This window comes from Paraburkholderia sp. J69-1, assembly GCF_905220255.1.
Lineage (GTDB): Bacteria > Pseudomonadota > Gammaproteobacteria > Burkholderiales > Burkholderiaceae > Paraburkholderia.
The window spans coordinates 363,661-376,603 of record NZ_CAJMZG010000005.1 but is presented as its reverse complement, the minus strand read 5'-3'; the positions used below and the strand labels follow the sequence as shown (position 1 = coordinate 376,603).

At 62.1% G+C, this 12,943-nt stretch carries 12 protein-coding genes; 4 read left to right on the top strand and 8 right to left on the bottom strand.

The genetic code is table 11. The features are described from left to right. Nucleotides 1-176: 176 nt before the first annotated feature. From U5A67_RS11915 to U5A67_RS11900, 4 genes are all read right to left on the bottom strand, one after another. The gene (locus U5A67_RS11915) at nt 177-710 is read right to left on the bottom strand and encodes a hypothetical protein (protein WP_321814164.1); all 534 of its coding nucleotides are present in this window, start codon (nt 708-710) and stop codon (nt 177-179) included. Nucleotides 711-749: 39 nt separating this feature from the next. Further along, a complete protein-coding gene (locus U5A67_RS11910; protein ID WP_321814163.1) occupies nt 750-1,685 on the bottom strand; it encodes a hypothetical protein in 936 nt (311 codons plus the stop codon). A 197-nt stretch (nt 1,686-1,882) separates the two neighbouring features. Next, complete coding sequence (locus U5A67_RS11905; protein WP_205982203.1) at nt 1,883-2,065, bottom strand: helix-turn-helix domain-containing protein; 183 nt, start codon at nt 2,063-2,065, stop codon at nt 1,883-1,885. A gap of 104 nt (nt 2,066-2,169) precedes the next feature. After that, entirely contained in the window at nt 2,170-2,640 is a 471-nt protein-coding gene (locus tag U5A67_RS11900; protein WP_205982202.1) for an Lrp/AsnC family transcriptional regulator, read from the bottom strand. A gap of 150 nt (nt 2,641-2,790) precedes the next feature. Here U5A67_RS11900 and U5A67_RS11895 point away from each other — a divergent pair, with 150 nt between their 5' ends. The 4 genes from U5A67_RS11895 (at nt 2,791) to U5A67_RS11880 (ending at nt 7,120) form a co-directional block, all read left to right on the top strand. Further along, nucleotides 2,791-3,990, top strand: coding sequence for an amino acid aminotransferase (locus U5A67_RS11895; protein WP_321814162.1), 1,200 nt, complete (start codon nt 2,791-2,793; stop codon nt 3,988-3,990). 42 nt (nt 3,991-4,032) lie between these two features. Then, nucleotides 4,033-4,428 (top strand): RidA family protein, encoded by a 396-nt coding sequence (locus tag U5A67_RS11890; protein ID WP_321814161.1) that lies wholly within the window; start codon nt 4,033-4,035, stop codon nt 4,426-4,428. A 61-nt stretch (nt 4,429-4,489) separates the two neighbouring features. Then, nucleotides 4,490-5,572 carry a porin gene (locus U5A67_RS11885; RefSeq protein ID WP_321814160.1) on the top strand — a complete coding sequence of 361 codons (1,083 nt, stop codon included), beginning with the start codon at nt 4,490-4,492 and terminating at the stop codon, nt 5,570-5,572. A gap of 105 nt (nt 5,573-5,677) precedes the next feature. Further along, on the top strand, nt 5,678-7,120 hold the full coding sequence (locus tag U5A67_RS11880) for an amino acid permease (protein WP_321814159.1): 1,443 nt from the start codon (nt 5,678-5,680) through the stop codon (nt 7,118-7,120). A gap of 123 nt (nt 7,121-7,243) precedes the next feature. Here U5A67_RS11880 and U5A67_RS11875 read toward each other — a convergent pair whose 3' ends face one another. From U5A67_RS11875 to U5A67_RS11860, 4 genes are all read right to left on the bottom strand, one after another. Further along, complete coding sequence (locus tag U5A67_RS11875; protein WP_321814158.1) at nt 7,244-8,269, bottom strand: Ldh family oxidoreductase; 1,026 nt, start codon at nt 8,267-8,269, stop codon at nt 7,244-7,246. After that, nucleotides 8,262-9,863 carry an aldehyde dehydrogenase (NADP(+)) gene (locus U5A67_RS11870; RefSeq protein ID WP_321814157.1) on the bottom strand — a complete coding sequence of 534 codons (1,602 nt, stop codon included), beginning with the start codon at nt 9,861-9,863 and terminating at the stop codon, nt 8,262-8,264. The genes U5A67_RS11875 and U5A67_RS11870 overlap by 8 nt, the downstream gene beginning before the upstream one ends. A 46-nt stretch (nt 9,864-9,909) precedes the next feature. Then, nucleotides 9,910-11,547 carry an APC family permease gene (locus U5A67_RS11865; protein WP_321814156.1) on the bottom strand — a complete coding sequence of 546 codons (1,638 nt, stop codon included), beginning with the start codon at nt 11,545-11,547 and terminating at the stop codon, nt 9,910-9,912. A gap of 505 nt (nt 11,548-12,052) precedes the next feature. Further along, on the bottom strand, nt 12,053-12,841 hold the full coding sequence (locus tag U5A67_RS11860; RefSeq protein WP_241023283.1) for a helix-turn-helix transcriptional regulator: 789 nt from the start codon (nt 12,839-12,841) through the stop codon (nt 12,053-12,055). Between the last annotated feature and the right edge of the window lie 102 nt (nt 12,842-12,943).

Sequence of the window (12,943 nt, the reverse complement as noted above, 5' to 3'; positions counted from 1 at the left end):
GGCTGAATTCTCCTTGGCAAAGCACTGAAGCTCGTCGAGCGCTCGTACGATAAGCCCCGGTACTCACTCAAATCCAGCCTTGGAAAATCCCGTCGCGTTACGGCCCGTTTCACAGGAAAGAATTAGCGGATGGCCTGCACCCGCCCCTTTTTTGCCGACTTGCCGATTTGCCGGCCTTAAAACCCACGCGCAGTGAATTCATCTTCCTTTGGCACACCACGCCGGCGCATTACGTAACTCCAGAGTCCGCATGACCATGTCGCCGACAGCAGCCACGCGACGCCCAGCCACTCATCGCTCCAACCCCGCACATAGCGGATGAACGGCGAATCGATCCAGCGGTATAGCAACTGGATTTCACCGATCAGCACGCCGATCACCACCATCCAACCGAGCATGATCCAGCGTGCACGTTGCGTGAAAGCAGCCCGACTATTCCCGTAGTACAGGGCCCGGCAGATAAAAAATGCCGCCACGATCGCCAGCAGATAAAGCAGCTTCCACGCTAAAGTGAATTCGTTTGTCACCGCCCGGTCGATCCACGTTCTGCCCGCATAGAAACGGCGCGTGACGGGAGAATCGTAGTGAATCCACGTGAGCACGCCCAGGCGATTCGCGACCACGACAAAGCCGCTTTGCAGACCCCACGCAATGACCGCACCTAAAGGAAGGATCGCAAGCACGCGGCCCGGGCCGCTCTTCAGATTCATATCGTCATTCCTGTGCGCGATTCGCCGTGGAAACACGCCTTAACCAAGGCATGAAAACGAATCGTTTGAATCCAGACTGGCCGAATGCTCGAAGAACGACCAGGCAGTGACTTTTGCGGACACGCCAAGCTTCGGTGCATCCCACATCACTTCGGTTCCGGCGGGCCAGGTCTTGTTTTTCCACTTGAGCGGATTCACCAGCAGCCCGGTATTCATATCCTGGGGCATGCGGCTGTTGCGGTCGATCACCAGACAATTGGTTTTCAACAGCGCACCGCCCGGCCCAATCGGCAAGGGATCGGCCACTTTGACGTTGAAAAACTCCGCGTGCAGCGTACCTTCAGCGATCGTGGCGTTCGCAGGCAGCAGAAGACGGCCCGCAATCCTGTTGCCGTGCCCGAGCGTGCAACCGCTAAAGTGAAAAGGCGATTTCATGTCCAGATCGAAATTCTTGTCGGTGCTTCGGCTGAATTCGATTTCGCCCGTTGCATTGCAGGTCCAGCCCGCAATCGTCTGTTCGCCCGTACCCGTGAATGCAACTGAATAAGGCAAGACCGAATTCATTCCGGTCGCTGTCACGTCGAGCATGTTGACTGGATGCGGGAAACGGGCGTGCTTGAATGAATCGATTTCATAAGCCTCGATCAGATCCAGATGCGTACCGGCGGGCAACGTAAATCCGTCGATTGTCTGATCGTGCTCCAGCGTAATATGACGCTCCGATTCCGGCGCGGTGACCGAGCGCCACGCACCGAACGCTGCCATGGCCATCACCAGTGTGGGCAGCGAGGCCAGCAACAGCAATGGCGACGATACCAGCAGGCCGATGCGCAGTTTAGGCCTTAGCCCTACCCAGCGACGCAATGGCAGAATCACCGCGAGCAGCAGGCCGCCGACGATGAGTACAAAAGTCGATAGAACCGAAAGCAGGATAATCGTGAACTGCGCGTTCGACCACACCGGAACTGCAATCAATTCATTCCCCTGCGTTCTGGTTATCAATTGGGGAAGTGTATACCGGCGACCTTCAAGCGGAAGCGCTGTTTGAATTGAATGGCGCTCCCTTTGCGAAAACTATTCGCCGTGAATCAAGATTATTTATTTTGAATCGAATAGCGCCATTCTTTTTCGAGCGCGAGCCCGCTCGATCACTCAGTTTTTTGCCGCGCAGCTCAAGGCATCCTGTCACGAATCGCCAGCAACAGGTCGATATGCTTTTCGACCAGCAAGGGCACAGGCGACTCGCCGTTCATCCATCGTCCGACTGTGCGGCGGTCGTATCCGGCGTATTCCGCGAACGTCACCTGGGTCCAGCCAAGGCGTGCCAGTGCGTAAGAAAGGTCTGCAGTCTTCATGGATTTTCGCAAAATGTCTCATTGGCCCTCTATAAGGCGGGACATTTTGTCATAACAGCAGAAAACACGCGACACACTGATCGAAACCGCAGCACACCAGCCGCTCAACCCGGCAGCACTGCAAGATCCAGCACCGATCCGCCATCCTTCACCGTCGCCAGCACGATATTCGAGTTGATCGCCATGACGCCGGGCGCTCGATGCAGGCGGTGGATCACGAAATCGGAATAGTGATCGAGGTCGCGCGCGCGCACGCGCAGCACGTAATTGGACGTGCCCGTGACGATCTGCGCCGACACCACTTCGGGCCACGCCTGAATTGCCTCCGAAAAGCGCGCGTGCCAGTCGTCCTCCTCCGGCCGCATCGACACCTGCACCAGCGCCTCGAAACCCACGCCGATCGCCTTGGGCGCAATCACCGACCGATAGCCGACGATGACGCCCCGCTCCTCCAGGATCTTCACGCGCCGCAAACAGGCCGAAGGCGAGAGCTTCACCGCGTCCGCGAGATCCTGATTGCTGATGCGGCCATCCTTCTCCAAAACGCGCAAAATGCGCATGTCTGTACGATCCATAGGTGGTCAGCAGACTCATTCAATAATTGTTGAAATATTCGCAGACTCTACCACGCCACAAGCAAAAGACGCACGATAAACGAAGCATATTTTATTTCTTCCTCTATAACATGCTCGCAATAATTCGACGAAAACCACAAGGACTCGAGCATGTTTCACCACGTCAACGCCTACCCCGGCGACCCGATCCTGTCCTTGTTCCAGGACTTCCAGCGCGACCCGCAAGCGCGCAAGGTCAATCTGAGCATCGGCCTGTTCTACGACGAAAACGGCGCCATTCCGGTGCTGGAAAGCGTGCGCAACGCCGCCGCGCGCATCGCTGCGCAGCGCGCCCCCCACACCTACTTGCCGATGGAAGGCTCGGCGCCGTTTCGCGAGGCCGTGCAGCGCGTGGTGTTCGGCGAGGCCTGCGCGGCCGTGCGCGAGCGCCGCGTCGCGACCTTGCAGACGCTTGGCGGTTCGGGCGCGCTGCGTCTGGGCGCGGAGTTCATCAAGCGCTATTTCCCCGATAGCGCGATCTGGATCAGCGATCCGAGCTGGGACAATCACCGCGTCCTGTTCGCGGGCGCGCAGATCGAGGTGCACAGCTATCCGTATTACGACGCGGCCAGCAACGGCATCCGTTTCGACGCCATGCTCGCCACGCTCGAAACGCTGCCGGCGCGCAGTTTCGTGCTACTGCAACCGTGTTGCCACAACCCCACCGGCCTCGATCTCACGCGCGAACAATGGCGCGCCGTGATCGCCTGCATGCAGGCGCGCGGCCTGATTCCGTTCATCGACATGGCGTACCAAGGCTTCGGCGACGGCCTCGACGACGATGCCTGGGCGATCCGCGCCATGAGCGATGCGGGCGTGGCCTTTCTCGTCAGCAATTCGTTCTCGAAGAATTTTTCGCTCTATGGCGAGCGTTGCGGCGGGCTCTCGGTCGTCTGTTCGAGCGAGCAGGAAGCCACCCACGTGCTCACGCAGATGCAGGCGGGCGTGCGCCGCGCCTATTCGAGCCCGCCGCTGTTCGGCGCGCAACTCGTCGCCCAGGTGCTGGGCGATGCGCAGCTTTACGCGCAATGGGACGCCGAAGTGGCGGCCATGCGTGCGCGTATCAAGTCGATGCGCACGGGCCTGCGCGACCGCCTGCGCGATGCGCTGCCGGGCCGCGCCTTCGACTACCTCGTCGAACAGCGCGGCATGTTCAGTTACACCGGCCTGCGCGCGCACGAAGTGGATGCGTTGCGCGAGCGGTTCGGCGTCTATCTGCTGCGCTCGGGGCGCTTGTGCGTCGCCGGTCTGAACGCCGGCAATCTCGACTACGTGGCCGAAGCGATGGCCAGCGTGCTCGCACCGCAATAACGTGCACCGAGCGCCACCCAAAAAACACAAGGAGGAGAACCCATGTCCGATACGATCGAGACCGGCTTGCCCAATCCCGGCCAGCCGTTTTCGTGGGCCACGCGTGCCGGCGGCCTGATGTTCACCGCGCACGGCCCGATGGACGCCAGCGGCGCCATTGCCGGCGAGGACATCGTCGCGCAGACGCGTCTCACGCTCGCCAATCTGGAACAGGCCGTGAAGGCCGCGGGCGCGCAATTGAGCGACGTCGCCCAGGTGCTGATCTATATGGCCGACGCCGCCGACATGCAATCCATCGACGCCGAATACCGCCGCTTTTTCAGCGCGCCGTGGCCCAATCGCACCAGCGTCGCCGTCAAGGGCTTCGCACATCCGGCCATGCTGATCGAACTGGTGGCCTATGTCGGGCTGCCGTCTGCGGCGACACACACGCGCTAGAAATCGCACCACGCAGCGCTTGTTCTACAAAAACTAAACGACCACCCACCGGAGTTCCCAGTTGAAGACTTTCATCAAGTTAGTAGTCCCTGGCGTACTGAGCGCCGCCACGCTCGCGGCCTCGGGGAGCGCACAGGCGCAGAGTTCGGTGACGCTCTACGGCATCGTCGATCAAAGCCTGCGATACACCACGCACGCCAACGCGAACAACGACAGCAGCCTGCAGCTCACCAACGGCGCGATCACCAATAGCCGCTTCGGCTTCAAGGGCACCGAAGATCTCGGCGGCGGCCTGAAGGCGATCTTCCAGCTCGAAAACGGCTTCGAGCCACAAAACGGCAAGACCGATTCGAGCCTGCTGTTCGGCCGCTATGCGTACGTCGGGCTCGAATCGCGGCTGGGCACCATCAAGCTCGGCCGCCAGGCGACCGAAGGCTTCAACCTGTTCGGCGATCTCGATCCGCTCACGGTCGCCAATTACAGCGCCAACATGTGGCCGTACTTCCTGACCCAGGCGCGCGCGAGCAACGTGGTCAGCTACAGCGGCAACTTCGACGGCCTCGCCGTGGGCGCGAGCTACGGCTTCGGCGGCCAGGCCGGCGACATGAGCGCGGATTCGTACTGGGGCGTGCGCACCGCCTACACGCGCGGCGCGCTGATGGTGGGCGCGGCCTACCAGAACGTGCGCGACGCCAACGCGCGCTCGCAGCAGATGTGGGGCGCGGCGGCCCGTTATGCAATCGGCCCGGCCACGGTGTTCCTCGGCTATATCGGCGGCAACGATGCCACCGGCGTGGTCGACAGCGAGTTCCTCAACGACAGCAGCCGCACCGTGCAATACGGCTCGTTCTCCGAAAATCCGCGCAAGGACACCATCGGCTTCACGGGCGTGGCGTGGCAGGTCTCGCCGGCGGTGAGCGTCACCGGTGCGTTCTACTACGACACGATCCGCGACGTGAATGGCATCGCCGGCAACAGCGGCAAGCGCTACACCGGCGTGCTGGAATCGGAATATGCGCTGTCGAAATCGACCCAGGTGTACGCGAGCGTCGATTACAACAAGGTCTCGGGCGGCGCCGTCACCGAGTTGCCGGGCAGCAATAACCAGTTGGGCGCAGCGGTCGGCCTGCGTCACATGTTCTAATCATCCATCGCGCAGGGCATGCGTAAAATGCGGCGCGGCGCTGCATGACAGCCGCCGTGCCGCTCACGATTTCGTTTGTTTCAGACACGCAGGGAGCGTCTTTAGATGACCACGCAAGACCCGTTTCAGAAGATCGTCCAGCGCGAGCACGGCTTGCGCCGCACGCTGCGCGCTTCCCAGCTTTCGATGATCGCCATCGGCGGCGCAATCGGCACCGGCCTCTTTCTCGGCAGCGGCTTCGCCATCAGTTTCGCGGGGCCGAGCGTGCTGCTCAGCTACGCGATCGGCGCACTCATCTCGCTGTTGCTGATGGGCTGCCTCGCCGAGATGACGGTGGCCCATCCCACCTCGGGTTCGTTCGGCGCCTATGCCGAGCACTACGTCAGCCCGTGGATGGGCTTTCTCGTGCGCTACAGCTACTGGGCCTGCATCGTGCTGGCGGTCGGCACCGAAGTCACGGCCATCGCGCTCTACATGAAATACTGGTTGCCGGCGATGCCAGGCTGGGTCTGGATTCTCGCGTTCTCCAGCGTGCTCGTGCTCGTCAACGCGCGCAGCGTGAACCTGTTCGGCTCGGTGGAATACGTGTTTTCGGTGGTGAAGGTGTGCGCCATCATCGGCTTTATCGTGCTGGGCGTGTATGTGGTGTTTTTCAATCCGCAACTGGTGGCGGGCACGCATGACGGCCAGGTCACCGGGCCGGCGAGCTTCGCGCACTACACGGCCGATGGCGGCTTCTTCCCGAAAGGCCTGTGGGGCACGTGGGTTGCGGTGATCGTGGCGATCTTCAGCTACCTGAGTATCGAAATGATCGCGGTGGCCGCCGGCGAAGCCGAAGATCCGCAGCGCGCCGTCACCCAGGCGTTCCGTCTGACCGTGGGCCGTCTCGTGCTGTTCTATATCGTGACGCTCGCGCTGATGCTCGCGATCGTGCCGTGGACCGCAGCGGGCAAAGACCAGAGCCCCTTCGTCAAGGTGATGGAAGCCGTGCACGTGCCGGGCGCCGCGGGCGTGATCAACTTCGTGGTGCTGATCGCGGCGCTTTCGGCGATGAACAGCCAGCTCTATATCACCACGCGCATGATGTTCAGCCTCGCACGCGCCGGCCACGCGCCGCGCCGCCTCGGCGAACTCAGCGCGCGCGGCGTGCCGGTGGCGGCGCTGCTGCTGTCCTGCGCGGGCATCGCCATCGCGACGGTGCTGAGCGTGCTGTATCCCGACGCGTCGTTCACGATCATGATGGCGATTTCGATGTTCGGCGCGCTCTTCACCTGGGCGATGATCTTCGTCACGCATCTGTTCTTCCGCCGTCACTGGAAGCGTTCGGGCCGCGCGCTGCCGTCGTTCCGCATGCGCGGCTTTCCGGTGCTCACGCTGCTGGGCGCAGCGCTGACGATCGGCGCGGCGCTCACCACGCTATTCACGCCAGAATTCCGTATGACGATGATTTTCGGCGTGCCCTTTCTTGCCTTGCTGAGCCTCGTGTATTTCGTGTTTTATCGGGGCGCGGCGCAGGTGGGCAACGTTGGCGAAGCGGCGACCGAATAGTGCGCGAATAGATGGCGGACATGGACATCGTCCGCTATTGCGCATGAACTGCACGCGCCGTGACCGGCGCGTGCATGAAGGGAAGCGCAGAACTACAGAAAGGAACGCCGGGCGACGTTCCGTTTACTGGCTAAAAAGAGCCATCACGTCGTCATACAGCGCGCGCGGCACCCGCACGCCATCGCGTTCGCTGCGCTCGCGCGCTTCGAAACGGCGCTGCGAAGGCAGTCTTGCACCTTGATCGACGATCGCTTCGAACAGACGTTCGGCGCGCGCCTGGCCAGCGGCATGGTCGCTGCCCAGAAAGCGCTGCGGGTCGATGGCGATCACCAGTTCGCCGTGACAGGGGCTCGCGCCCGCGCCATCGTCGAAGGCCTGCGACTCCATGCTGGTGAGATCGCCGATCAGCGCGCCCGCGAGCAATTCCACCATCGCCGCCAGCGCAGAGCCCTTGTGGCCGCCGAAGGTCTGCATCGCGCCGTCCAGCGCGGCGCGCGCATCCGTGGTGGGCTGGCCGTCGCGGTCGATGGCCCAGTGCGGCGGAATCGGCTTGCCTTCGCGCGCATGCAATTCGATATCGCCGCGCGCAATCGCGCTGGTGGCGAAATCGAATACGAACGGATGACCTTGCGCGCGCGGCCACGCGAACGCGATCGGGTTGGTGCCGAACACACCGCGCGTGCCGCCTGCAGGCGCGACCCAGCTATGACTGGGATTCATCGCGAGACCCACGAGACCTTGCGCCGCAATCGTTTCCACCTCGGGCCAGAGCGCCGAAAAATGGAAGCAGCGATTGATCGCCATCGCCGCGATGCCTTGCGTGCGCGCTTTTTCGGCGAGCCTGGGCAGCCCCGTTTCGAACGCCAGCAGCGAAAAACCGTAGTGCGCATCCACGGCCAGCACGCCTGGCGAGACATCGCGCACAGTCGGCTCGGCACGCGGATCGACCTTGCCGGAGCGCACCGAACGCACGCAACCGAGCAATCGATACAGACCGTGCGAATGGCATTCGTCGCGCTGCCCCTGCTTGATGACGCGCGCGATCGCTTCCGCGTGCGCCGCCGACACGCCATGCAGCACGAGCGCCTTGCGCGCCAGGTCGAAGAGTTCGCTCAGCGAGAGCGCGACGTCCTCAGCAGGTTCAGCCATGCCGCCTGGCCTCGCTCTCTAGCGCGCCGTCCACGCGTCGCGCCAGATGCTGCGGATTGTCGTCACGCAGCGCGCCCGGCAACAGTGCGTCCGGCCAGTCCTGATACGACACCGGGCGCAGGAAACGCTCGATGGCGCGACTGCCCACCGATGTCGTGCGCGCATCCGACGTCGCCGGGAACGGGCCGCCATGCACCATCGCATGCCCGACTTCCACGCCCGTGCCAAAGCCATTCGCCAGAATGCGCCCGGCCTTGCGTTCGAGCGTGGGAATCAGCGTGGCGCAGGCATCGCGATCGGCGGCGTGCGCCGTGTCCAGATGCACGGCAATGGTCAACTGACCTTCGATCGACTTGAGGACTTCGTGCAGTTCGTTCAGATCCGCGCAACGCACGATCAGCGATGCCGGACCGAAGACCTCTTCGTGCAGCGCCGCGTTCGCAAGGAAGTTTTGCGCGGACGTTGCGAACAGCGCGGCCTGAGCGTCATACGGTCCGCCCGTCGCGCCGCTCGCCAGTTTTTCGACCTGCGGTGCGGCGTCCAGACGCTGCACGCCACGGCAATAGTTTGCGTGGATGCCGGGCGTGAGCATGGTCTGCGCGGCGGTGTCGACCAGCGCTGCGCTCGCGGCCTGTTCGAACGCGCGCAGCGCGTCGCCTTGCACCGCCAGCAGCAGACCCGGATTCGTGCAGAACTGCCCCGCGCCCAGCGTGAGCGACGCGGCGAATTGCTTGCCGATCTGCTCGCCGCGCGCCGCCAGCGCCTGCGGCAGCAACACGACGGGATTGATCGCGCTCATTTCGGCATAGACCGGAACCGGTTCGGCGCGCGCGTTGGCGATCTTCATCAGCGCCACGCCCGCCGCGCGCGAGCCCGTGAAGCCCACTGCCTTGATCCGCCGATCCGCAACCAGTGCCTGCCCGATTGCAATGCCGCCATCGAACAGCAGCGAAAACACGCCTTCGGGCAAACCGCATTGCGCCACGGCACGCTGGATCGCGCGCCCGACGAGTTCCGACGTGCCCGGATGCGCGCCATGCGCTTTCACCACCACGGGACATCCTGCCGCAAGCGCCGACGCCGTATCGCCGCCGGCCACCGAAAAAGCCAGCGGGAAATTCGATGCGCCGAACACCGCCACCGGCCCAAGCGCAATATTGCGCAGACGCAGGTCCACGCGCGGCATCGGCTTGCGCTCCGGTTGCGCGGGATCGATACGTGCATCGACGTAATCGCCCTGGCGCAGCAGATTGGTAAACAGCTTGAGCTGGCCGATCGTGCGGGCGCGCTCGCCTTCGAGGCGCGCGCGCGGCAGGCCGGTTTCGGCCATGCAGCGTTCGATCAGCGCATCGCCAATCGATTCGATCTGTTGTCCTATCGTTTCCAGAAAGGCAGCGCGCGCTTCGAGCGAAGTCTCGCGATAGCGATCGAATGCTGCCTCTGCCAGAGCGCAGGCGCGCTCCAGATCATTGGCATTCGCGCTGCCGAATTGCGGTTCGAGCGCTTCGCCCGTGCGTGCGTTTACGCCTTGAAAAAAGCCGTCGATTCCACTCACGCTTGCTGCGCCGATCAACGACTGGCCGGTAATAGTCATAGTGCTTCCTGCAAAAGAATTGAATGCGATGTCGCGATGCGCGGCGTTACTGGTCGTCATCGTCGAGGCGCAGCTTGCTGGCCGGTACGCCCGTATTGGCGCCCCAGTAGTAAATAACGAGGCTCGCGATCGCCACGGCGATGGTGTCGAACGGATGCGCCAGCGTGCCGACACCGCCAAAACTGCCCTGCCACGACAGCACGATCATCACGGCGTAAAACGCAATCAGCCACAGCGACGAACGCACCTGTTCCGCGAGACTCAGATCGCGCGTCGGCACGAAACGCCCTGCTGCAAGATAGATCACGAACATGACGATCTGCAGACCCAGCAGCCACGACACCGTGCTCCAGCCCGACCAGTAGACGATCAGCGCGGCGATCACGAACGACACCGGACCGACGATGCCAAAACGCCCCACGCGAAACGGACGCGCCATATCGGGCGCATTGCGGCGCAACGCGGCGACGGAGATCGGCGCGACGGCATAGCTGAGCACGAGCGCCGCCGACACCACGTTGATCAGCGCTTCCCACGAAGGAAACGGCAGCGTCCAGAATACGGCCAGCGCGAATGTGAGCCACAGACCCGGGCGCGGAATCCCCGAAGCCGCATCGACACGCGTAAACACGCGGAAAAACGTACCCGTCTTTGCCCACGCATACACCACGCGCGGCGTGGCGTTCATGTAGATGTTGCCGCAACCGCTCGGCGAAATCGCCGCGTCGGCCACCACCATATAAGCGAGCCAGCCCACGCCGAGCGCCAGCGCGATGTCGCGATACGGCAGCGAAAACGCCTTGCTAACACCGTCCCAGCCGCTCTTGAGGATATCGGTCGGAATGCTGCCGATAAACGCCAGTTGCAGCAGCACGTAAATCAGCGTGGAAAGCAGCACGGAAAGAATCAGCGCAATGGGAATCGTGCGTTGCGGATTGCGCACTTCGCTCGCCACGGAAATGATCGGCGTGAGACCCAGATACGCGAAGATGATGCCGCCCGCCGACACCGCCATTTCAATGCCCGAAAGACCGAACGGCGCAAAGCCTTGCACGTGCAGATTCGCGGGTTTGAAAAACGTGAACAGCACGCCGATCACCGAAAGCGGCACGATGAATTTAAAAATGCTGATGAGGTTATTCGCACGCGCAAAGGTTTTTACGCTCGAATAATTGAGCCGGAAAAACAGGGCGAGCAAGGCGAGTTGAACGCACCATCCCACCATCGTCGGATTGCCCGAACCCGGTTGGCTCAGCATCGGAAACCAGGCAGCCGCGTATTGGCGCGCGGCAACCACTTCAATCGCAATCAGGCTGGAAAACGCAATCAGCGTGACAAAGCCCATCAGATAGCCGAGCAAGGGACCATGCGAATACACGGGATATCGCACCACGCCGCCCGCACGCGGCAAGGCCGCGCCCAGTTCGCAATAGACGACGCCGAGCAGCAGCACCGCGAAGCCACCAATCAGCCAGGAGACGATGCCAGCCGGTCCGGCGATGGCCGAAACATGGCTCGCGGCGAACAGCCAGCCCGATCCGAAAATCGCGCCCAGGCCGATAAACGTGAGGTCCGTCAGTGACAGTTGTTTCTTGAAGCGGCCTTCTCCGGCCTGTTCATATGCGGCAGCCGATGTGCCGTCGCCAACCGGCAGCGGACGGGATAAATTGCCTTGACTGGACATAGTCGAGTCTCCTGATTTGGGAATTAGCGCTTGAGCGTTTGCCTGCTGCATCGACATGCAGAAGCAGAACGTGAACGAGGTATGCGCTTTGACGTGCTATGAATGACGCGCAATTGCGCACGTGTGAACACGCAGGGCGGCGAGCGCGCTGCCTGACGTCAGATCACAGAAAGATGGGGACTTGCCGCCACGGCGCGCGAGTGTAACGCGCGGCGGAATGCAGATATCTAAGGGCGGAAAACACGCTGCCCGATGGGATAACGTTACGGCTCACAGTGCCAGGCTCCTTCGTTGAATACATCGCGCCAGATCAGCAACGATGCGAAGAAGTATCGCTATCCATATTCTCTTCGGCTTGAGGGCTTTCGCACCTCAGCGTGACGAATTCGGCACAATCGCCGTTATCGACTCATGCAAACAAATCACGCGCGCAAGCGCTATCGGTGAGAACACTTAGAAAAGTGCGCGCGGATTTTGCAGGGCCGCACAATCGTTTTTGAATGCGTTATTGATCGGATGGCGCCGCTTGCGGATGCAGCAACGCGCGATATTGACTCGGCGTAATACCCACCGTCGCCTTGAATTGGCGCGTGAATGCGCTGTGATCGTTGTAGCCGCAACGTGTAGCGATATCGGTAATGCTCGAATCGCTTGCAAGCAGTTCCGATGCTGCATCGAGCCGCGTTTTCAGCAGCATCTGGCGCGGCGTGAGATGAAAAACCTTATGGAAATAGCGCTCGACCTGCGCCACCGACATATCGATGAGCGCCGCGAGATTCGAAAGCTTCAGCGGCTGCGCGTAATTGTCCTGAATGTATTTCGCTGCGATAGCCACACGCTGATACGCCGGATGCGTGCCTTCCGCCGCGCGCAGATCGCGCGAGATACCGGCCACGCCCAGCACACGCCCCTGCGCGTCCTGCAGCGGCACCTTGGAAGTCAGGCACCAGCCAGGCTGCCGGCCCGGATAGAGATGCAGTTCGAGCTGATCGATCAGGCGGCTGTTGTCGCGCACGACCGCTTCGTCCTGTTCGGTGTAAATACGGCCGAAACGCGAAGGAAACGCCTCGGCAGCGGTTTTTCCCAGCAGCGCACGACGATCCTTATAACCGCAGCGCGCCGCCAGTGTTGCATTGACGATCACATAGCGCGCTTCGTGATCCTTCACGAAGAAGACCACGTCGGGCATCGCGTCGAACAGCGGTTCGAGCAGCGAGAAATGCGCCACCATCTGGGCGAGCGTCTGCGGCGGCGTCGAGTGTCCGCTGGCAGCGGGCGTGAGCAGGTCGTGCATGGCAATGCGTGGCGAGTCGGGATCGGCTCGATTATGCCTTCGTCGCCGCCGCTTGCACACCTGCAAAGAAATACGGGCGACGCTTTCGCATCGCCCGTTCAG